This is a genomic window from Saccharicrinis aurantiacus (assembly GCF_947489045.1).
Taxonomy (GTDB): domain Bacteria; phylum Bacteroidota; class Bacteroidia; order Bacteroidales; family Marinilabiliaceae; genus Saccharicrinis; species Saccharicrinis aurantiacus.
This window is the reverse complement of the sequence record NZ_CANLCN010000012.1, coordinates 1-23,635: the sequence shown is the minus strand read 5'-3', so window position 1 is coordinate 23,635 and position 23,635 is coordinate 1. Positions and strand designations below refer to the sequence as shown.

The following is a 23,635-nucleotide window of genomic DNA, read 5'->3' as shown; positions in this document are numbered from 1 at the left end:
CTTTAAAATATATTACAATTCAGTATTACTTTGCTCCTCCGTACTAGGTATCGGTAACCAAGCATGTCTATCGTAAATGAAATTTTCCGCAGCTTTCTCATAATCCGTCACTAATACTTCATCAGGATTTGATGGGTCAGAAACTCTAGATATTGTACTCCATTTTTTTACGGCATCTCCGTTAATTTCACCATACTCAACTTCATAGTTTTGAGTATAGAATTTTTCTTGAGCATGCATTTTAAAATTCGATTCTAACATACCCCAACGGCGTAAATCGAACCATCTGATACAATGCCCTTCAATTGAAGTCTCTAAAGGTTTCTCTAAATTTTGTAAACGCGATAATAAACTTGCTTGATCATAATCTGCAACATCAAGTTGAATTAACGCCCATCTGCGGCGAATATCATTAATCTCAGCAATAGCCTCGCCTATTTTATTTTGATAGATATAACACTCGGCTAACATTAATTTTAAATCAGCTAAACGATTTACTACTACATTTTTACCTGATCGTTGAACACCTCCTGGGAGGTCTGTTTCATCAGCTAAAATATCATGATTATTGTAGTGCTTATAACGTCCAAAACCATTTTGTGTCTTTTTTGACTCTCCTGGAAAAGAATAAGCCTTGTGAAAAACCTCAGTATAATAAGGTGTATAATCATCCTGCACCATACCCATCATTGCACTAGCTCTGCGAGATACTTTACGGGTAATTTCTATATCTTCAATATCAGGCTCACCTCCGGGTACTGGGGTATATATTTGTGCTGTTACTTTATTTCTATCATCATTAAGATCCATTTCTTCGTTATGATAGGCATCAATCATCCATAAAGATGGGAAAACATGATTGTCGTTAGATCCCTTACCGTTAAATGAGAATGCTAAACGGGTATGTAAACCATCTTCGCCCCAAGTATTATACTCTGTATTATATGCATTAGAAAAGGCAATTTCAAGTATCGATTCTTTATTCATCTCACCAGCAGTGGTAAATAAAAGATTCAAATCTTCTACCAATTCGTATTGATTTGAACTTTCAACAAATTCAAACATCTCAACTGCTTTCTGAATTAATTCAGCATTGGGCTCTCCACCCGGATTAGCTAAAGTAGCTTCGTACAAATAACTTGTACCTAAAATGGTAGCTGCTGCTCCTTTTGTAGCACGACCTTGATTGGTTTTATCATAACTTAATGGTAAGTTATCGAATGCATATTGAAGATCTTCTCTAAAGAACTTGATTACATCTTCAGACTTTGATAAACCCTGATTGTATTCTTCTAGACTACCTGGAACTATATCTTTTATAATTATATCCCCTTTGTTAAACGCAGAATGAATATAAAAGTGATATAAACCTCTTAAAAAACGAGCTTGTGCCATTTGAGAATCCCATTGTTCTTGACTTGAAATATTCTCAAGATTCTCTAGCGCACTTATTACTTGGTTTGAACGAAATATACCTAGGTATAGAATCTCCCATTTTTTAATAATACTAATGTGCGAATTGGTATATGAATGGTAATACCATACAGAACCTTTACCAGGATAATTTGGGCGACCAAAACCTGGCGTAGCCATATCTGATCGGGGTGCTTCCTCAACAATATTTAAAGCAAAATCACTAGCTAAAGCTGCATATGCTGCACTTAAAGTACTATTTGTTTGATTCAAATTCTGCCAATAATTGTCTTTATCAGATTGATTAGGGTTAACCTCATCCAACCAATCTGTACATGAGCTAAACATCAGTACTACTGATGCAAATGCTATATATTTAAATGTTTGTAATTTCATTTGTTTACGAATTAAAAGTTAACATTAACACCTACAGAATACAACGACGTTACTGGGTAATTACCTTTATCTAAGCCTCTATTGGCAACATTTCCACCAACCTCTGGATCAAACCCTTCATACTTCGTCCATGTTAAAGGATTTTGAGCTGTTACAAAGAATCTACACTTAGCTAGCTTCAATTTACTTAATGCCTCACTTGATAAGGAGTATCCTAATGTGATGTTTCTTAATCTAACGTAAGACCCATCTTCTACCCATAAATCTGTATATCCATTGAAGTTTGCATGATCACCAGGCTCTCCTCTGTATGATGGAATATTTGATGATGTATTGTTAGGTGACCATTGAGATACCATATCTTCATGGCGGTTCCAAGCGTAAGCTGTTGCTTTTGCACCATTCATAATTTCATGACCCAATGCGGCATAAAACTGAAATGATATATCAAAGCCTTTATAATCAGCTGCAATATTTAATGATGTTTCATATTCTGGTAAACCACTTCCGTGATAAGTACGGTCTTTATCTGTAATTTCTCCATCACCATTAGAATCGCGGTACATTAAGTCACCCATTCGCGCAGTAGGATCAAGCTTTTGATATTCAACCAACTGCTCTTCAGTTTGCACTACCCCGTCTGTTGGATATAAGAAAAATGCACCAGCCTCATAACCTTCAGCTAAAACAGTAACCCTTGAAACAGCTGTTTTTCCAGCAATTAAACCGTTATCATTTAGGAAGGTAAAGCCATCTAAACCATTAACTTTAGTTACTGTATTGTCGTTAGTTGAGAAGTTAGCTCCAAAGTTCCACTTTACTTTACCAGTTCTTGCTTTATAGTTTGCAGATAACTCTATACCTTTATTGGTCATGTTACCAATATTTAAATAAACCAAGCTACTTTTTGGAGTTTGCATCCCTGTGTTTGGAAGTGATCCGTTTGAACCAGCTACCTCTACAGGCATCAACATATCTCTTTTATCTGTTTGATAATATTCTGCAGAGAAGGTAATTTTATTTTTAAGGAAGGCTAAATCAAGACCAATATTACTTTGAATGGTTGTTTCCCATTTAACATCAGCGTTAGCAAATGAACTTTGGGCACTTCCGTAAACTTGTTCTCCTCCAAAAATATAATCAACACCATTAACAATACCTGCTGAGAATGAATAAGGGGCAAAGTTTTGATTACCTACCTCACCATAACTGGCACGAAGCTTCACATTATTCATTGTACTTTTTAATCCTGAAAAGAAACTCTCATCAGAAATATTCCAACCTACAGAAGCCGATGGAAAGGTTCCCCAACGATTCTCTTCAGAAAACTTAGATGAACCATCGCGACGCAAACTAGCACTTAATAGGTATTTTCCTTTATAATTATATTGAGCACGACCAATAAAACCTAGTAATCTGTTGGTATAATCATTACCTAAAGATGATGCATATGGGTTTGATACAGCGCCATCAATAACTTTAATTTCGTTATTTACCACTCCATCTTTACTAGCTCTAAAATTACTGAATGTATATATTTCAGTAGACTGACCCGCATACAACGTCATGTTATGCTTACCGTTAAAGGTTTTATTATATGTAGCACCAAAGTTAAAGTTGGTGGACATTTGGTGAGAAGCCGTATTTGTAGAATAACTATCTCTGATAGGATCACTAGTTAAATCACCTTGATCATCATACACTTCTTGGAATGGGCTAAATTGATGTTGGTAGTTGTTAACCCCTCTAACAGCACCTCGAGCATTTACACTTAAACCTTTCATCACTTGAAATGCAGCGTTTACGTTTGCAAAAGAAGTATTTCGTTTTGTTACATCTTCATTTCTAAAGCTACTCAATACCCAATTTACATTTAATGCTTCGTTAGGACTACTACTATAAATTGGCTCATCACTATCAAAATCTAACTCTTGGTTAGTTGGATGATATTTTATAGCCTGCGTTACAATACCTCCTGGCGGACGAGCTATCTCTTCTAAAGTCATACCAACGTTAGCATTAATAGTCCATCTATCATGCTTATAGGTAGTATTAATACGAGTATTAAAACGATCGAAACCCGAATTTACTAATACACCATCTTGCGAAAAATAACCTAATGTTACATTGTATGAAAGATCCTTTGTACCACCTGACATATTTAAACTATAATCCTGAGTAGCTGCATTATCAACATATACATAATCTGAAAGATTCGTATTATTCTGGAAGAAATAAGGAGAACGCAATAATCGTAATCGAGCTTCATCATCATATACGCCTGATACATGGTTTTGCTCTAACAAATCAGCATAAGTTTGTTCAGATGCATTCATTAGAGGTGTAGCCGAACGAATATTTTGAATACCATAACTTGCATTAAAACTAATGCGCATTGAGCCTTCTTTACCTTGTTTTGTGGTAATTAAGATAACCCCTGCAGCACCTTGAGTACCATAGATGGCACAAGAAGCAGCATCTTTTAATATATCAATTGTTTCAATTTCGTTAGTACTTAAGCGAGGATCTCCTTCTTGAGGAACACCATCAACAACATAAAGTGGCGTATTACTACCGTTAATAGAACTTACTCCCCTAATTAAAATACTAGCACCTTCTCCTGGCTGACCCGACGCTGCAGTTACATTAACCCCAGCTACTAAACCTTGTAAAGCATTACCTAAATCTGAAGTTACTACTTTGGTAATTTCTTCAGCCTTAACCTGAGCTACAGCTCCTGTTAACTCCTTTTTCTTTTGAGTACCATATCCAATAGCAACCACTTCATCCAAACCAATAGTCTCAGGACTTAGCTTTACATTTATACTTGCCCTATCCACGGTCAATTCTTGAGTTTCCATTCCAATAAAACTAACAACAAGAACATCTCCCATTTTAGCTTTAATATTATATTGACCATCCATATTTGTAATTGTACCATTGGTTGTTCCTTTTACAACAACACTAACGCCTGGCACTGGCAACCCATCTTCGGTGCTGGTTATCACACCTTTTATCATAGAAATTTGAGCTTGTGCATTCAAACTAAAAAGCATTAGTCCAAGCACCATTGATAGCAGAAATAAATTCCTCGCTTTCAAACTCCCGGATTTTGATTGTTTCATAAACATAGTTTTATGTGATTTATTATACTTGAAATTCATTTTGATTAGTTTTAGTGTTTAGGTTAAATGGTTTTTTCATACGCTCATATTTTTACTGTTATTTCAATTTTATTGGTTAATTTTTGTGTTTTTATATTAATTTATGTTGCAAATTAAGTCCATTATCTCGTCAGTATATTCCTATATTTTACCTCAAACAAGCACTTTTTTACCCTCTATTATTTTTGAGAAAGAACCTTTGTATTTTAATTAATGAGCCATGCCTAGCATAAAACTCAATGAAGTTTTCGGGCTTACTAAATATTCAAAAAGAGCCGTTAACTAATTTTCACATTCAAAAGTAACTACGTTAAAAACATTGAATATAAACTTGCATACATTTGGTGTAAGCCACAGTACAAAACGCTAACTACCAATACCTTGAAGTTGAATTATTAGCTTAGGAAATAGGAATAAATCAATGGTTAAGTGAACAAACATTAATATCTAATGCAGATCAAATGGTTTGATTAAACTACAAGTACACCACTTTTACTATTAGACATAAAAAAGCCTAGTGAATAAATCCACTAGGCTCGTTTTAATATTTGGTAAGATATTTTGCATCTATTATGGCTTACATTATCTAGCTTATCTTAAGCCATAATTTTCAAAAGGCGCCTGACCGTATTTTGTAATCTGCCATTTACAGATTGGAACCGAAGAAATCCTAAATAATCCTTATAATGAGAAAAGAAATACTCTTTAGTGAGTAATATGAGAGTTTTGTATTAGCAGTAAATTTTAAGCATAAAAAAAGGGATTTCAACAACGGTTGAAATCCCTTTCATTTAAACTAAACCACATTTGTTATAAAAAACCAATTAGATTCTGAATCATGCGGCTATTATTATTGTGGTATCAAATCATATTATCATTACTTGACAAGCAGCTTCACGGTTTGATTATTATCTGCTTTAACAAAATAAACTCCAGATGGAAAGTCTGAAATATTCATTGTATGTTTTATCCCTGCTGGTATAAGTTCAGATTTCACCATTGTTCCATTTGAGTTATATATGGCAATTAAAGTTTCATCCTTAACCATATTTAATGCTTCTATTGAAATAATATCACTAGCTGGATTTGGAAATACCTTTAATGTAGCCTTTCTATTATCCGGAGTTAACAGATTCTCAGAAGCACTGGCTGATTTTAAAAGGCTTCCATCGCTAACTTTAACAAACTGCCATTGGGTCCAATTTAAAGTAACAGAAGTAGGGCGCTGTCTTAGAGCACTTCTATTTGAAAGATCCACTTCCATAACATCAGCGGTCGATGGTCTGAAATATTGCGCAGTTTGCCTGTTTTTTAAATAAAAGAAATTACTTGAACTTGAAACTTTCTCCCATTGTGTCCAATTGTTCTGTGTTTGGCTTTGTATCATTATACTCCCATTACTATTATCTGTAGGTCGTAAATACATTCCCGTTTCCGCATTCTTCAAATGAAACCATCCGTTACCTGCATCAACAACTAACCATTGAGTATAATTATCAGTACTAAGTGTTGCATGTTTAACCTGTGAACCTTCTATATTATTTAATGGTCGAATATCTTTTCCTGTATGTCTATTACGGATATAAACATTTTCAGAATTATTGCCTCCTGAAGAACCACTGGATGTAACATTAACTGTACATTTTGCTGTTTTTCCGTTAGTTGTTGTTACGGTAATAATGGCTGTTCCAACAGACTTAGCTGTAACTACTCCTGAGCTTGTAACTGTAGCTACTGATGTTTTTGAAGAGCTAAAAGTAACTGATTTATTAGTTGCGTTTTGTGGACTTACAGTAGACACAAGTGTAAATGAAGCTCCTGTATTTAGGTTTTTTGTTGATGAAGATACGCTTACTCCTGTAACTTCAATATCATCAGATTCTATCTTTTCCCACACTCGCACATAATCAACATACATGGTTGTTGGTATCTGAGATAGCTTCGCATTTGCATCAGGATCGGTTACCGGATTCACTGCATGGTTTGCATTATCGTAAAACTTAACAAATGGCTTACGCAAACCGAGTGATAAAGTAATATTCATTGGACGTTTCCAATAAGTATTAGGTTTTCGTGCAACCTCATTCCCATCGACATACCAAATAATTTCTGAGTCGTTTACTTCACATCCATAAATATGAAATTCGTCTCGAGGATCCCATGGTGCTCTCCATTTGTTTAATTGAGTTTCTTTGTTTGGTTTTGGTCTTAACCAAACATCCTGCCCATTTTGCTTTACCACGGCATGAAGATTTAGGTCCATATCATAAATATCATCCTGGATACCTTCAAACCAATCAAACTGTTGCAGTTCAACAACATCAACCTCGCAATACACAGGTTCCCCTTCTGCTGCGTTTCTATCAAAATCACTAAACAACCAAAAGGAAGGACATACACCCTCACCAATTGAAGCGCCTTTAATTTTAGCTTCATAATAGCCATTCGTCATTGTACGATACGACTTTAGAATACCAGATTCAAAGTAAGTACCGCCATTGGGAACATTACCAGCATTATGTGTCATGGTAAGTTCAGCAACACCATTATTTATCTTAACATTGTTTTGATTATCCCACTTCCAACCAGTGGTGTTAGGCAAGCCGCTACTTTTAATCCATTTGTTCCAATTGGGTGTATCATCTGCAAATTCGTCTGATATACTCCATAATATTTTCCAATTATCAGATCCACCATCTGATTTTGTAGGCTTTTGAGCCCATAATTGTAAACTCATTCCTAGTAACACTACGAATGCTAATAAACCTTTTTTCATGATTTAAATTTTAAATTAGTATTTAGTTAAATGCTCTTTAACCTCAGATATATGAGGCTATTAGCATTTGATAATTAAATACAAACTTATATTATGATGAAACCATGTTGTTGCTCTAATCCTTTAATGTGTTGCTCCTATTCATTTAGTAGCTAAGAATAAAATTATTCTGAACACATATTCATGTTAGACACATTTTGCGTACTTATTTGCATATTGAGATGGAGATACTTTATATTTTTTCTTAAATGCATTGCTAAATGCTGACTTACTTTCATAGCCAACCATAAATTGCACCTCAACCACTCTTAAATTATTACTCGATAAAAGCTGTGCAGCTCTTTTTAGTCTAAATTCTCTTATAAAGTTACTCGGATTAAGATTAGTAAGGCTTAATATCTTTTTATAAATATGACCTTCACTTATACCCATATAGTCGCTAAGTTTACTTACTGAGAATTGAGAATTTGACATTTCTGCTTCAAGCACTTCTAACAACTTACTTAAAAACACTTCATCGGCATTAGTCACAGAAATTTCCTTTGGATCTAAACTCATGCTGTTAGTAAATATCGCCTTTAAATTACTGCGTGAACTTATAAGATTATCTACAGTTGCTATTAATACATCTATATTAAAAGGCTTTTCTAAATAAGTATCAGCTCCTATTTTTAAACCATCGATATGATTATGGTCGGAACTGTATGCTGTTAATAGAATAACTGGAATATGACTGGTTTCGATATTAGTTTTAATATGTTTACAAAACTCAACCCCATCCATATTTGGCATTATAACATCACTTATTATTAAATCAGGATTATACTTTTGCGCCATTAATAAACCTTGTTCGCCATCATTGGCTTGAATTGTTCTGTATTTCCATTGCAATTCAGCTACCAATAGAGTTCTAATATCTTTGTTATCATCAACAATTAGCACAAGCGGTCTTTGGTCGTCTCCATCAATAATCTCAACTACTTTTCTCTCCCCGTCTTTACTGTTTAATTTATTTGAGAGAATATTTACTCTTTCATTAATGGATTCGGATAATGTATATGCTTTATCCTTTTTTTGAAGATGTTTAGAATTAGTGAGAGCTGATAATTGAATAGTAAAAATACTGCCTACACCAAGCTCTGATTTTACCGTCAGCTTGCCTTTGTGCAATTGAACCATTTCGTTGGTTAATGCTAAGCCTATTCCTGAACCATGAAAAACATGTGATTCTGAGTTATCTATTTGCATAAACCTATCGAATATATACTGAATCTTTTCCGCTTCAATACCAATGCCCGTATCCTTTACCGAAATAAACAGATAATCGTTATGTGTATCGATACTCAATTCTATTTCTCCTCCTTCTTTGGTAAATTTAAAGGAGTTTGATAATAGATTGTAGATTACAATCTCCATCTTTTCAGCGTCAATTGGTATATACAACTCATCAACATCGCAAGTAAAAATTAGCCTAATTCTTTGTTGAACAGCAATGGTTTCGAATATATTAAGTATCCCTCGAAAAAAAGGCACTACATTGATCATTTCTAGATTAAGATCTAATTGCCCCTGTTCTAATCTTCTAAAATCAATAAGTCTATTTACTAAATGCAATAACCTATTCCCATTTTTCCGCATCATTTGAAATAGTAAATGATAATCGCTAATTACCACATTACCTTTTAAGCTTAGAAGTTTTTGAAGCGGCACCAACAAAAGCGTAAGGGGCGTTCTAAATTCATGAGATACATTGGTAAAAAATTGCAGCTTCGTTTGATTAATCGATTCTATTTTTGAATTTAGTTTTTCTAACTCATTACGTTGTATTATTAATTCTTTGTTCTGATTACTCAAGGTTTGTTTCTGCTCTAAAATTTGATTCCTTTGGGCTTCGAGTGTTTTTTTCTTATGAGAAAGTATTCTATTTTTATTTTCAAGTTCAAAGCGAATACTCTCTAAATCATTATTTGCAATTTCTAGTTTAATGGTTCGTTCTCTAACGGTATTTTCTAGGAGTGTTGTTTGTTGCTTCAATAGTTTTAACCTTTGCTTATAAATAACATAGAGTAACGTAAATAAGAATAACATAACTAAAAAACGAAACCACCAAGTAGCCCAAAAAGGAGGATGCACCTCTATTTTAAAACTGGTTCCGTGCTCATTCCATACTCCATCGTTGTTAGAAGCTTTTACTTTAAAAGTATAATCGCCAGGTGGCAAATTGGTGTAATTAGCATACCTTTTCGTCTTACAATAAACCCATTCCTTATCAAACCCATCTAACTTATAAGCATATTGGTTTTTTTCTGATGATGAATAATTTAAAGCTGTAAATTCTATGGTGATTACATTATGTTCATAATTTAAATATATTTTATCCACCAATGAAATGTGTTTATCAAGAATACCATCCTGGGCTCCTACCTCCACACTTTCATTATACAATAACAAATCGTTTACAACCACCTTCGGGGCTAAGGTATTATCAACAATATTATTGGGGTGAAACAAATTAAAACCGTTAGATCCGCCAAATAATAACTCCCCATCTCTGGTTTTGCAGCCTACATAATCCGCAAAATCATTATTCTGAAGACCATCTGTTTTATGGTAGCTTTTAAAAGAATTTTTCAGTTGGTTATAACATGAAATGCCGTTATCAGTGCTAAGCCAAAGTTTATTATCACCATCAACTAATATTTTACAAACATTATTACCGGGTAAACCATCCTTTTGAGTATAAAACGTAAAAGATTGAGATCTAACATTAAACTTGCTCAATCCTGCTGCTGTTGCTACCCAAGTATTTCCTGTATTATCTATACAGATATCGTTCACCTTATTGCTCGTAATTTGTAACGGACCATTATTTCTATTTACAAATTGTTTATGTTTACCACTTTCAATATTGTATAAGTATATTCCATTATTGGCTGTACCAAGCCACAGCTTATTGTTATTCGCTTTTTTAATTGAAGTTACAAAGCAATATCCTTCAATTCGTTTAAATGAATAATTGGATGTATCAAACGAATACAGATTTTGTTGAGTAGCTACCCAAACCTTATCATTTTCAACATAAATATCGGTTATGCAACGTGCTTGAATAGACTGATCATCGAGTATTGGACACTGCCTAAACCGATTGGTTCTTTTATCCAATATATTTAATCCTCCTCCCAAAGTACCTACTAATAACAAATAATCATTGAGCTGATTTATTACTGATATATACTCGCTATTTAAAGCTCCTGAGGTACGAGCAGATGCTTTATAATGAGTAAATGTTCCTGCCTTTTTATTAAAACTGCTTAAGCATCCTCCCTCCTTAGTGCCAACCCAAATAACTCCATCCCTATCTTCAAATAATGCTCTCACATTATTATTGAGTAAACCATCTTCTTTGAAATTAACCTTGTAATGATCAAAGCGCTTCTCTTTATTGTCGATGTAATTAACTCCGGACTTTAAGGTACCTAACCACATTATGCCATCATCACCTTTATGTATGCACGACAAACTACGAGTACTTAAACTTTTCTCATCATAAATATTAGGCTGATACAATGAAAACTCCTCTAGTTTAACATTATAAATGTACAAACCTGCTGATGCCATTGCGATATAAATGTTACCATCATCTCCTTCCTCAATTCCACTAACGCGATTGTAACTAAGATGTCCTGATTTTATACTATAGTTGATGCTGTTATCCATGCTTTTATTTGGCAGACAATACAAACCGCTATTCAAGGTCCCAATCCAGATATTACTTTTAGAGTCGGCATATATATCAGACACATCTTTAATGTGATGGCTATTTTCAACGAAAGAGAACTCATTGGTTATACTATTAAAATGGTAAAGTCCTAAATTGCTCCCAATCCAAATTTTATCCCCATCAGGATACAAACAATTAATTTCTACATTATCCAATGTAGCATTAAAAGCATCTAATTGATAAGATGCTAAAAACTGTTTAGAAGTAACATCAAATTTATCGAGTCTGTTAGATCGGGCTAACCATAAAAAACCCTCTTTATCAAAGGATAAGTCATTTACTCTTTGATAATAATTAGCATCAACACGGATGTTTTTATTATAGTATCGGGTGATGCAATCTTTTTTAAGATTATAAGAACAAAGTCCCTGTTGTGTGCCTATCCAAAGATTTGAATCGCGAGCCTCTTCAATGCAAAGAACTATATTATTTGAGATGCTATTTCTATTTTCAGAACTAGCCAGAAAGGTTTTAAATTCATAAGCATCATACCTATTCAAACCATAATAAGTACCAACCCAGATAAAACCTAATTTATCTTGATGTATACAATTGATTTTACTTGATGATAGACCATCTTCGGTTGTCAACTTCTTAAAATTAATCCCAAACGCCTTATAAGAACTCATAAGACTAAAAAGTAGGATAATTGCGAATAACTTTTGGGTGTAGGTTTTTTTCACGTTGTTTTTATTAAGTCATAGTACCAAAAACACCATCAAATGATTGATATAAATTACTTCTATTGTGTTTCAACTTCTCTATAAAATATCAATGTAGCTATGGCTATACATCTATTTAATGCATTGTTGAAACCCAATATAATTCAAGTTATTTATCAATCATTTAATAATGCATTTGGTATAAATCTTAAACTATTAACGTAAAAATGCAAGCCTATGTTATAAATAATGAATTCTTTTTAATCACTGAAAGACAATGTTGTCCTAAATAATATTATGTATTGGGCTCTTTGCCCAAACCTGCCTGCCGGCAGGTAGGCCCAACTTCATTTCTTGCCTTGAAGCAAGAAACGGAAGCAAAGAAATTCAAGGCTGCTTTCCAAAAAACTTTTTTATTTATTTGAAGCTTAAGTGCGGCTGACGGATCTAAGAGCAAAGCTCTCAGCTAGCCAGTCTTACTAAAGCTTCAAATAAAACAAAAGCCTTTTGTAAAGAGGCCATCCTGACAAGGCGCTTAAATACAAGCCGACGAAAAAACACATTCTAATAACAAACTATTCATTAGTAGCTTAGCCTTAAGCTTAAAAATCCTTTAGTACGCTATTGACTGAAAGACAATAATTTCAGATTACTATTTCGCAACTACCTCTACCAAATTAAGAATGCAAATGGAATTTAATTGTAGTACTATTAAACAAGCTAATGGACTAAGATATTTTAATTCTATTGCACTATCGTTCTTACTAAACGAACGTAGTGACTAAACCGAACCACATCACCCTGTGGGCCGTGTCCTGCGCTGTAATCTTTACCATCATCTGTTTTAGGATCGCTACGTTGTGCCCCTGCTCCGTGCACATCAATTGGTGTTGTTGCTCCTTCAGGGAAGAAACCTAAGGCTTCGCCAAAACAGATGTATACTGCCGAGGCTGAGGATTTCAAATTTAAATGGGTAGTACTACTCCAAAAAAATGGATAATCTTCTAAACCACCTTCAACAGTAATTTTTGATATATTAAAAATTGGATCGATGGCAGCACTATTTGTGGCCTGCGGTGAACGCGTATAATCTAATATACTGTGCAATTCTTTGGCATTGGGCACTCTCCAATCGGAATAGCCCAAATACTTTTCTGCATTTTTTTCCTGAGCCCAGGCTAAAGCATCTTTCCATTCCATAGCCATTCCACTATCATTCTTATCCCACATTAAACCTGTAGCCTTATCCGAAACGGTGTTATCAGTAGTTTCTTCAAAATCATTTTTCCCGTAATCAGTATTGCCTCGTACTAGCTTTACAGAGTAATCTTTCTCTTCTCCTTTCGACACATAAGGGTAACCTTTTATACGGCCATCAGCTAAATTTAGTCCAAATAAGGTTTCATCTTTACCCATTGTTACGCCGTTATATTTAGTACTACTATAGTATTGCACATCAATGGCTCTATCTCCATTGCTGAAATAATCAAAGTCGAAGTAGGTATTATCAATAAAAGGAATGGCATTGGATGGTGGCACTGCTTCCATATCGGCACTACTCACATCGGTACCATTAAACTGCATAAGCGAGTATAACTCCTTAATGGTAGGAATGCGCCAATCGTTATATTCCCCCTTATTTTTCTCTTCTAAATAGGCAAGAGCCTCTGAATGCGTTAAACGTTGGTAGATTTTCTCCCAAATCAAGCCTGTAATATTATCTGTTACAGTACCATCGGCATTACTTGTATAGGATGGTGAATTGTTAGTAAACTGAGCATCTTGCCCATAAAAGGCTTCTCCCTCTTTTGGAGCTACTGCTAGAACTTGAGCATTATCGTAAAAAACCGTTTGCTTGGTATCTACAATCGGATATTTTAAGCTTAATACAATATCGTTATCATCAGGAGTAGTAACTTCTTCGTCTTCTGGAGACTCTACACCGTTGTTGTCATCATCGCTACACGATAATAGAAATATACCCATTAGAAGTAGTAAAATATATGGCTTTTTCATAATTTATAAAGTATTAAGTTATTCATGCGAATCAAGAGTTGAGCATATTAGTAAACACTAAAGGATTTCATCCCTTAAACCCTGACTTACTTTTCTTTGCTTGATCAAAGAAAGTAAGCAAAGAAAATCAAGGCTGCTTTTTAAATACCTTTTTTATTATGCTAAAACTTAAGTGCGGCTGGGTGATCATCGAGCGAAGCTCTCTGCTTCCCAGTCTTACTAAAGTTTTAACACAAACAAAAGCTATTTAAAAATGAGGCCAATAAAACGAGGCGCTCTAAATAAATGCTTCAACCATTGATTTACATTATTCATTAATTATTTTATTGGCTTCGCTGATTAGTTGCTGTTTGGCTTGAATATCGTCTGAATTTGTACTGCTATATAAATCTGTTGTTTCATAAGGATCGTCTATCAAATTATATAGCTCATCATCTTTATCGTTATTACTTATGAGCTTGTAAGTTCCATCAGAAATAGTGTATCTGTAATCATCGCCATGATCTACTTCTGAGAAATTATAGCTTCGTAAACCTGTAGCTTCACTGGTAAATAAGGATTTAAAACTATAACTATCCTGATATTGGCTAATACCAGCTCCTGCGATATCAGCAATAGTTGCAAAAAAATCAGCGGAGCTAATTTGGCTCTCGTCTCTTACATTCTTTCGGCTTAGGCCTTTACCAGAAACAATAAGTGGCACGTTGATACCTCCCTGATAAATGGAGCCCTTGGCTTTTCTGCCTCTATATGGTAATTGCAATACGTTTTTATCTGTTCCGTTATCGCCCAAGAATATAATAATGGTATTCTCTCGTGTATCTTCATCCATTGAATTAAGCAGACGTCCCATTTCATGATCTAAACTTTCTATCATGGCCAGATACATGGATAACTCCGTATTTTCAGCCTCGTTTTGTTGATGTAAATCAGAAGGAGGATAATGAAATGGTGTATGTGGCGCTGAATAAGCCAGCCAACAAAACCATGGTTTGCTTTGATTTTTAATCCAATCAATGGACAAATCAGTAATTTTTGTGGTATTATAAATTTGGCATGTTTCCGATTTACCATTCTGTACCAAATTCCAATTATTATAATCATCTAAGGCACCACTCATAGAACCAGCAAAGTATCCAATTCCAAAATCATTAGGTGCCCCAAGTTCACTATTTTTAGACAAGTGCCATTTACCAATTAAAGCTTGCGTATAGGCTGAATCTGTTTTGGCATTTATATACTGCTGAATAGATTGCTCTGTTTTTGAAAGGTAAGACTGATTAACACTCAATATCCCTGTTCTGCTACCATATTTACCTGTTATTATTGAAGCTCGTGTGGGCGAACAAACTGGGTACGCCCATGCATTATCAAAGGTAATGCCATCTAGAGCTAAAGCTTCCAAATTGGGCATGGCTGGCTGTATTTCTCCTTCAGTATACATGGGGCAAGCATCGAGCCCCATATCATCCGCTATAATTAGTAGAATATTTGGTTTTATGATTGAATCATTCTCAATACCTTCATCAATATCCTCTTCTTGGTTTTCGAGCGTACTGCTCTTTTTACAAGCACCGAGAAATAATAAGATTGAAATTATCCAAATAAGGTTTTTCATAAGACATTAATTTATCCATTAACAAGATTACGCATATTTATATATACGCATACAATGTTGTCCTAAATAATTTATGTATTGGGCCTGCCTACCGGCAGGTAGGCCCGACTTCATCCTGAAACAATTAAGAATACTCAATTCTTAATCGTCCCGATATTTTAAACTCGCACTTTTTCGTGCCTCAAAGTGCTCAAACAGCTTACGTTTTTTAACCGTCAAATGCGAAGCTATTCATGAAGCCCTTTAAAATTAGACTTCCCTGAATAATTCAATCCTGTTTTTTGGTTCACTGGCTGAGGTCGATACTAAACAAGCCGTGCAGTACATTGTATAAAAACTTCTAGGATGCGATTGATACTCATATAACGGAAAATTGTTTATTTAATTATTCTTCGAACTGCCCTACAGTGGTTAAAAACACTAACCAAATCGCCTTGAGGCCCTCGATAAATTGGATAGGCCGATGCTGCGCCTGTTTTAGGGTCACTTCGTTGCGAACCTGCGCCGTGTACATCCATTAGCTCACCTCTCATTTTCCCTAGGGATTTCCCAAAAGCAATATAGGTAGCGTTACTATATGGTTTAGGCCCATCGAGGTGCGAAGTTGTTGCCCAAAAGAATGGGTAATGTCCTTTATTGTTTTCAGGATCTTTTATTTCTGAGATTTCGAAAACCGGATCTATGGCAGCAGAGTTGCTTGCCATGGGGCTTCTTTGATAATCAACTATACTTTGCAATTCCTTAATGTTTGGCAGATGCCAGTCATCATAGCCCGCTAATTCTAGTTTCTCGCAATATTCAATTGATTTTTCCCAATCGCGGGCTTCACCATCATCCGATTTTTGCCACATTAAGCCTGTTGCATAATCGCTTATGGTACCATCCCCATTATCCACAAAGCTATTTTTTCCGTATTCTGAGTTTCCCCTCACCAAACGAAAATACATTTTATTGGCCTCACGAGCTCTTGGTTTTACTGCAGGATACCCCTTTATGCGACCATCTACAAAATTAACCCCAAAAATTGTTTCATCAGCACGCATGGTTTTTCCGGTATATATGCTAGATGACCATGTTTGTGCATCAATAATTCGCTCCCCCTTTGACACATCGCCAAAAGGCTGAGAAAAATAATTGGTATCGATAAACAGAGCCTGCACCTTATCTCGCTTTAATTGACCAGTGAATTGAATTAAGGAATAGAGTTCTTTTATAGAAGGTAAACGCCAATCATCGTATCCTCCTAAGGTAGATTTTTTAGCGTACTTCACAGCTTCTGCGTAAGTCATCTTCTCTCCCATATCCTGTTGCCACATTAGGCCTGTTACATCATCACTAATGGTTCCATCTTCATTATTGGTGTACGATGGTTTATTATAAACACGCCCTGCATCTTGCCAGTACAATGCTTCCGTAGTATTGGGTGTTTTAATAATGGCATTTGTATTGTAAAATTCAGAAACTCCTGTGTGCACAATAGGATAACTTATTGGGGAAGCTTCGCTTACTCTTTTGGTACTATTTTGTTGGGAAATAGCTGTTGATCCGGAGAATAACAGTATAGCTAGTAGTGAGTAGATTATTCTATTCATAATTGTAAGTATATGGTTTATTATATATTACAATAAATTTGCTTATTCACAGCTGCAATAACAACTAAAATCAACCAATTGAGATATTTCATCTATATACTAAGGCATTTATCTATACCAAAAAGCCCAATGGAAATATATCCACTGGGCTTGTAGGCTTTATTTAGAAGTAATTGAATTATTGTAACTATTCAGTAGTAAGACAAAAGTATAAAGACAAAAGACTTAGGATGTTACAACTTTTCTTTTTTTTAAGAACGTTAAAAAAAATAGTGCTATTAATCAAATTGTAGCAAAATAGTATCCTTTTTATAACAATAATAAAAACTTTAAGTATTTGATAATCTTTATACTTTTGTCTTTATACTTTATACTGAGTAGTAACGAATTATTTAATCCAAGTTAGTTTATGCCATAACTTTTCAAGTGGTCCTTGACCATATTTGGTAATCCACCATTTGCAGAAATAGAATTGAAGGGCATAAAGCACAATGCCTATTCCTAATGAAACGGTATGTTTTACATGCGGACCTATTCCTAAACCATATCCGTAAAAGATGAAACCTCCCACGATGGATTGCATTACGTAGGCCGTTAAACTCATTCGGCCTGGATATTTTAAACCACCTACCAACTTGCTAAACCACGTTTTCTTGTAAAGAAGTATAAAGGATGAAACCAATACAAAAGTAAAGGCTAGGTTTCGGTACATTTCAACCACTCGTTTTAAGGTGAGTCTTTCTGCTTCTGAAGGAAATAACTCCTTGGCATTTAATGCCAAGAAGTAGAATGGAATAAAAACAATTGCTGATATGATTAGCGTTTTAGTCCAGAATTTAATATTCTCAGGTGTATCATAAAATCGTTTTGTGTTGCCTAATATATAACCCACAATAAATAATCCGGCAGTTTGAACCAAACGCCCCACTTCAACAGCCCATATCAAAGCCACTTTATGGCCGTATAAGGTATTTGTTTTTACGGTTTCCCAAAAAGAATCGCCCAACTGCGCTTCTTTAAGTTTTGACCAATACGTGTGCGACGGGATTACATTAATGGTATAATCAGGATTAATTAAATGATAAACATAATTAAACCATTCTACGGGTTGTGATAGAAGGATAGCCCCAACAACAAGCAAAGCTTGTAATTTTAAATTACGGACAAAGAACAACACCAACCCTACCAAAGCATACATTAACAATACTTCACCCGGAAAGAAGGCGCCATTGATTAATGCGAAGCCTACCAATAGTAATAAACGCCATAAAAAACGGTATCCAAAATCTTTACCTAAACTACGCTGCTTAGTCATCATTAAACTAAATGTGAAACCAAATAACAAAGAGAATATGGCATAGCCCTTACCTGCAAACATAAAAAACAAGCCATCCCAAACATTGGTATCAAGGGTATTTAGCCAATCGGGTTGCGTGGCATTATCGGGGAAAACATAAAAATTAAAGTGCTCAATGCAATGCAAAAGCATAATGGCAAATATGGCTAGTCCTCTTAAACTATCCACTACCTCAACGCGAGGTTTCTTTACTGTCATAAATAACTGTTTTAGATTTTATAAACTATGAAGTTGTTTAATGTCGTGCTGAAAAACTGCGAGTAACATCTTAATATAATTGACTTCAGCTAATTTTTATTCCGTAGCTAAGGCTATGCAAGAAAAATTGAGCCTTGTCACTGAAACCAATATGTCACTCTCGAAATTTCCAGACAACTTTAAATAACTTCTATTCTAGATTAAGGCGTAGCAAAATAAAAAAAGGAATAACAATAGATGCTATTCCTTCTTAATTCAATTTAATTCTAAATTAATATTGTGAGACAATGCTGTGCTAAATATATTAGGTATTGGGTTGTTTCAATATATTGATAACTTATAGCAAAAACCATAACTGCTAAATATGCCGGTTACGTCAACAGGCATCCAGCCTTTGTTTTACAAACAGGCAGGATTCCTAGTTATGTTTCGTAACCTTATAAGGTACTTAAATATCCTTTAACCCAATTAGCCTGACGAGTTAGAGGAATACTAATGGCTTTTTGTTCATCAATTTCAACTATAGATTGATAACCACTCCATAAATAATCTTCTGCTTTAAAATTTGCATAATCAAATTTCAAATCAACTTTGGCAGGGTTCATATAATCAAGGTACTCACAATAAAAACGACCATTTTCAGTGAGTACGAATAATTTAGGCCATGTGCGATGGGTTTCATCAGCATAAAAAAATCTTGCTTTCATAAAATTATTTTTTTGATAGTATTCCTTTAAAATATTTATAGGGTAAATTTTTATTTCGCGAAAAGGTCCAAAATCGGGTTTCGTATTAAAATACAATACACCTTTTTTTAATAAACTTATAGCTTCTAAGCCATTTTGTTTTGGCGAATCTGTTTTCTTTAAAAACACTTTCTTGAAAGTCCATATTGACATATATTCTTCTTTATCAATAATGTAATGACCGTTATCAACATACTCTTTATCTCCTTTCTGAAATGATATTTTTCTTTTTATATCAACAAGCAGTTTCTCAGCAAGAATTGAGGGTGTTCCGAATTTAAATTTATCTACTTCAGACACCAATTTATAATTATCATATTTTGTACTTAAAACACTTTCGGGATCTAAATTTGTATGTTTCTTATCATATGCTTGAAACATACTGCATTCTTGGTAAGTGCCACTCGCAAAATAAAACTTTTCTTGAATAGCATTCTCTTCTGTTGTAAAGTATTTAATAGCATAATATTGCTTGTTCATATATACATAATTTACAAATACTCTACCCCATACATTTTCTCTTTCTTCAGTAATACCAAAATCACATATCTTAAAGGTAAAATATGTTTCATTACCGCTATTTTGAAATTGTAATTTTTTAAATTCCTGAACTATTAATTCTGTATCCTCTTTGTATCTTCGTAAATCGTAAAGTTCTTTTTCATGACTTTCATTTGCATGGATGAGTTGTGCAATTTGTTTTTCTTTCTTTTCTAATAGATTATTGAGTTTGTCTTTTTCCTCTTGAAACTTTACTTCAAGGTCATGAAGTTCTTCTTTAGTTAATTCTTTCACGCGTGAATATTCCTTAAGAATATCCTCGTTAAACGGTTTGTTATAAAATCCCAGGTGTGCTATATACTCATTATGGAATTGCTTTATAAATTCATGTAAAGTCTTAATTGCTTCAATATCACTTGAAATACTTTTTTCATCACTGTGAATTGCTTCATTTCCTGCGTCTTTTATTTGATATAGCTTAGACAAAAGTGGTTGATTAATTTTTTTTCTAAATATTCCATTAGACATCATTGTGCTTAGTGTTGATGTGTGCCTACTTCTTTTTAGTTTATCTTCAAGTCTGTATATTGCATTTATCGTTAACTCTAATGCCATTCGTGTAAATGCAAGTGAACCTCTAATATCACATAAAACCCGCTCCTCAGCACTTTTAGCTCTGAGATGCAGTTCCCTAATTATAAAGGAAATTTCAGAATTTATTTCTTCTAATTTTTCTAGTTTCTTTAAGAAATCAAAATTGGAATTCATTGTTTGCGATTATGTCTTTGTAATTATTGCCTAATGGGTAGTGGATGATTTCTTAAGGGATTGGGGACTTCAAACCTATCAAGTCGCTCACCTAAATTGATGCGGGTGATACCGCTCAAAAACCTCAGAAACCCTTATGAATTACACACATTGTTGTACAGCGTTGTTTATTTGGCTTTTATATATGTCAATCAAGGTAGTCAATACAGGTTGTAATTTTTCAAATTCATCCTTATCCCAATTTTCATACTCGTAATTATCAAAAATCTCTAAATCTAATTTAATTCGTTTCATTTGTCGACCAAAATCAATCTTAAATCCAATCAATCGATTTAGTTCATTTTCATTTGCTCTTAAAAATTCATATATGGCATTCTTAATCTTATAGGGATAATTTATTCTTAAATCAATACGATAATAAACTCCTTTAGGTTCAAGAATCAATTCGAAATTCTCCATAAACTCATTTATTGTAACTACAGTTCCATATCTGTTTTCATGAGTCTTTATATTTCCTTTCTCAAATCCAGATTCAAGTATAAAAGTAACCAATAAGTCAATGAAATCTACTTTTTTATTTGTCGATTCTTTACTTGTTGTTTCAACAAATTTACTCTCAGAAACAGAATAACTATCAATGTATACATCAATAAAATCAATAAGTTCTTTGTATTTATCCTCTTCTGTAATTAAGTATCCTATATCGATAGAAGAAGTGTCGGAATACTCATGTAGATTCATAGACGTAACAACCGCATGTTGTTCATTTAAGTACAATTTACAATGCAAATTCTCAATCTCAATTGGCTCAATACCAATCTGACGAATTTGTTCTACATTATTATCCACATTTTTACGAATATACCATCTTATTATCACACCCCTCTGTTTTGCTTTTTCAATCCGCTGGGTGAGTTTTTTCCAATACGTGAATTTATTATAGGGAGAAACAATAATTATTTCTTCTTTCGCTTGGTCAATCAATGTCATTATTTTTCCAGAAATCTCTGCTGGCTGAATCAAATCCATTCTCTAAAATCTATCTGTTTGTTTATTTGCAACACGCGGGTTCCTTCAATGCTGTACAACTAATACATCCCCAATAGTCCGCGATATATTTAACAAAAACCAAATATATAAACATTTCCTTAACGTTTGTAAACGTTTACTGCTATAAGTGATTTAAAAATAAGAGTGATGTGGGCCTTGTTTCTCATTTGCGTCAGGTGCTTTGGGGTTTTGTTTGATGCAAGCTTCCTGCAACTTTGCAACAGAGTTGCGTCACTGACGCAAGCTTCCTGCAACTTTACGGCAGGTTTGCGTCACTGACGCAAGCTTCCTGCAACTTTGCGGCGGGTTTGCGTCACTGACGCAAGCTCCCTGCAACTTTGCGGCGGGTTTGCGTCACTGACGCAAGCTCCCTGCAACTTTGCATGGGAGTAGCTACGAAGGCTAATAATTTAACAATAAAACACTGATTATCAGCTATTGGATGTGAAAATATTTTAATATAGTTTCGTATACCCTATTAAAAACAATCATAATCTATACAATTATGTTCCAATCCATTAAGATTTCGAGCTTGCGAAACAGCGAGTTCGTTCAATTTTTCCAACACCTTGATAAACTGGTGTTAAAGTACGATGCTACTGCACTGGGTATAGATGCAGTATACACTCCATTAAAAAACAATAGCGATAAGCTTACTGTTTTATACAAACAAAAAATGGGTAGCGACCTAAGCGAGGAAATTGCTATGGCCGATAAGCGACGCGATGATGCTTTAAACGGTTTATTCGCTCTTGCCAAGGCTTACAAATATAGTTTTAACGAAACCATACGTACGGCGGCAGTCGATTTGTGCAAGAGTATCGAATTTTATGGCGATGGTATTGCACGTTTCAATTATGCGGCCGAAACAAGCACCATTAGCGATTTGGTTAGCAAATGGCGAAACGACGAAAAGCTAGCGGCCGCTGTAGCAACTATTGATCAAGAGCCATGGCTAAACGAGCTTGATGAAGCTAATAATGCTTTTGACACCTTGTTTCTGTCGCGTATTGATGAGAGTGCCAATAATCCGGAGATTAATTTTAGAGACATCCGTATTGAAATGGCTGAGCAGTATACTACACTGCTAAAATACATTGTAGCATTTTCGTTAATTAAAGGTGAAGAGTTATATAAGCCACTTGCGGAGCGCCTTAATGTACTAATTGGTGAGTACGACAGAATGCTTGATATGCGCAAAGCCAAGAGCAATGCAAATAAAGAAGCTGAAGTAACAGAAAATGTAAACGAGTAAATAATACCAAAATCTATTAACTGTTGGTTTTTATAGGGAAAAAGGAAAGGCTGTTCTGGTATCAGAGCAGCCTTTTTGGCTTTATAAACAATAGAATAATTCCCATTAATGTTTTTAAGGCTAAGCTACTAATGAATAGTTTGTTATTGGAATGTGTTTTTTCGTAGACTTGTATTTAAGCGCCTTGTCAGGCTGGCCTCTTTACAAAAAGCTTTTGTTTTATTTGAAGCTTTAGTAAGACTGGCTAGCTAAGAGCTTTGCTCTTAGATCCGCCAGCCGCACTTAAGCTTCAAATAAATAAAAAAGTTTTTTGTAAAGCAGCCTTGAATTTCTTTGCTTCTG

11 protein-coding genes are annotated in these 23,635 nt (G+C 34.5%); 1 reads left to right on the top strand and 10 read right to left on the bottom strand.

Translation table 11 applies throughout. The features are described 5' to 3' along the window. Window positions 1–12 precede the first annotated feature (12 nt). From QMO11_RS14140 to QMO11_RS14095, 10 genes are all read right to left on the bottom strand, one after another. On the bottom strand, window positions 13–1,809 hold the full coding sequence (locus QMO11_RS14140; protein WP_282037882.1) for a RagB/SusD family nutrient uptake outer membrane protein: 1,797 nt from the start codon (window positions 1,807–1,809) through the stop codon (window positions 13–15). A gap of 11 nt (window positions 1,810–1,820) precedes the next feature. Beyond that, a complete protein-coding gene (locus QMO11_RS14135) occupies window positions 1,821–4,934 on the bottom strand; it encodes a SusC/RagA family TonB-linked outer membrane protein (RefSeq protein ID WP_282037881.1) in 3,114 nt (1,037 codons plus the stop codon). A 916-nt stretch (window positions 4,935–5,850) separates the two neighbouring features. Continuing rightward, a complete protein-coding gene (locus tag QMO11_RS14130) occupies window positions 5,851–7,749 on the bottom strand; it encodes a family 16 glycosylhydrolase (RefSeq protein WP_282037880.1) in 1,899 nt (632 codons plus the stop codon). Between the two features lie 186 nt (window positions 7,750–7,935). After that, entirely contained in the window at window positions 7,936–12,159 is a 4,224-nt protein-coding gene (locus QMO11_RS14125; RefSeq protein ID WP_282037879.1) for a hybrid sensor histidine kinase/response regulator transcription factor, read from the bottom strand. Window positions 12,160–12,936: 777 nt separating this feature from the next. Beyond that, window positions 12,937–14,208: an Lcl C-terminal domain-containing protein gene (locus QMO11_RS14120; RefSeq protein WP_282037878.1), complete on the bottom strand. Its 1,272-nt coding sequence runs from the start codon at window positions 14,206–14,208 to the stop codon at window positions 12,937–12,939. Window positions 14,209–14,515: 307 nt separating this feature from the next. Continuing rightward, window positions 14,516–15,826: a sulfatase-like hydrolase/transferase gene (locus tag QMO11_RS14115; RefSeq protein ID WP_282037877.1), complete on the bottom strand. Its 1,311-nt coding sequence runs from the start codon at window positions 15,824–15,826 to the stop codon at window positions 14,516–14,518. A 377-nt stretch (window positions 15,827–16,203) separates the two neighbouring features. Then, complete coding sequence (locus tag QMO11_RS14110; protein WP_282037876.1) at window positions 16,204–17,418, bottom strand: Lcl C-terminal domain-containing protein; 1,215 nt, start codon at window positions 17,416–17,418, stop codon at window positions 16,204–16,206. A 388-nt stretch (window positions 17,419–17,806) separates the two neighbouring features. Continuing rightward, a complete protein-coding gene (locus QMO11_RS14105) occupies window positions 17,807–18,973 on the bottom strand; it encodes a DUF418 domain-containing protein (RefSeq protein ID WP_075602755.1) in 1,167 nt (388 codons plus the stop codon). A gap of 437 nt (window positions 18,974–19,410) precedes the next feature. Continuing rightward, window positions 19,411–20,988, bottom strand: coding sequence for a hypothetical protein (locus QMO11_RS14100; RefSeq protein WP_282037875.1), 1,578 nt, complete (start codon window positions 20,986–20,988; stop codon window positions 19,411–19,413). Window positions 20,989–21,129: 141 nt separating this feature from the next. Further along, window positions 21,130–22,017, bottom strand: coding sequence for a phospholipase D-like domain-containing protein (locus tag QMO11_RS14095; RefSeq protein ID WP_282037874.1), 888 nt, complete (start codon window positions 22,015–22,017; stop codon window positions 21,130–21,132). 526 nt (window positions 22,018–22,543) lie between these two features. On the opposite strand from QMO11_RS14095, the gene QMO11_RS14090 reads away from it, so the two are divergent. Beyond that, window positions 22,544–23,293, top strand: a complete 750-nt coding sequence (locus QMO11_RS14090; protein WP_282037873.1) for a DUF6261 family protein — start codon at window positions 22,544–22,546, stop codon at window positions 23,291–23,293. Window positions 23,294–23,635: the final 342 nt, after the last annotated feature.

Coding starts and splice junctions, on each gene's coding strand:
- QMO11_RS14140 (WP_282037882.1), bottom strand. CDS start 1,809: ATGAAATTACAAACATTTAAATATATAGCATTTGCATCAGTAGTACTG.
- QMO11_RS14135 (WP_282037881.1), bottom strand. CDS start 4,934: ATGAAACAATCAAAATCCGGGAGTTTGAAAGCGAGGAATTTATTTCTG.
- QMO11_RS14130 (WP_282037880.1), bottom strand. CDS start 7,749: ATGAAAAAAGGTTTATTAGCATTCGTAGTGTTACTAGGAATGAGTTTA.
- QMO11_RS14125 (WP_282037879.1), bottom strand. CDS start 12,159: ATGAGTTCTTATAAGGCGTTTGGGATTAATTTTAAGAAGTTGACAACC.
- QMO11_RS14120 (WP_282037878.1), bottom strand. CDS start 14,208: ATGAAAAAGCCATATATTTTACTACTTCTAATGGGTATATTTCTATTA.
- QMO11_RS14115 (WP_282037877.1), bottom strand. CDS start 15,826: ATGAAAAACCTTATTTGGATAATTTCAATCTTATTATTTCTCGGTGCT.
- QMO11_RS14110 (WP_282037876.1), bottom strand. CDS start 17,418: ATGAATAGAATAATCTACTCACTACTAGCTATACTGTTATTCTCCGGA.
- QMO11_RS14105 (WP_075602755.1), bottom strand. CDS start 18,973: ATGACAGTAAAGAAACCTCGCGTTGAGGTAGTGGATAGTTTAAGAGGA.
- QMO11_RS14100 (WP_282037875.1), bottom strand. CDS start 20,988: ATGAATTCCAATTTTGATTTCTTAAAGAAACTAGAAAAATTAGAAGAA.
- QMO11_RS14095 (WP_282037874.1), bottom strand. CDS start 22,017: ATGGATTTGATTCAGCCAGCAGAGATTTCTGGAAAAATAATGACATTG.
- QMO11_RS14090 (WP_282037873.1), top strand. CDS start 22,544: ATGTTCCAATCCATTAAGATTTCGAGCTTGCGAAACAGCGAGTTCGTT.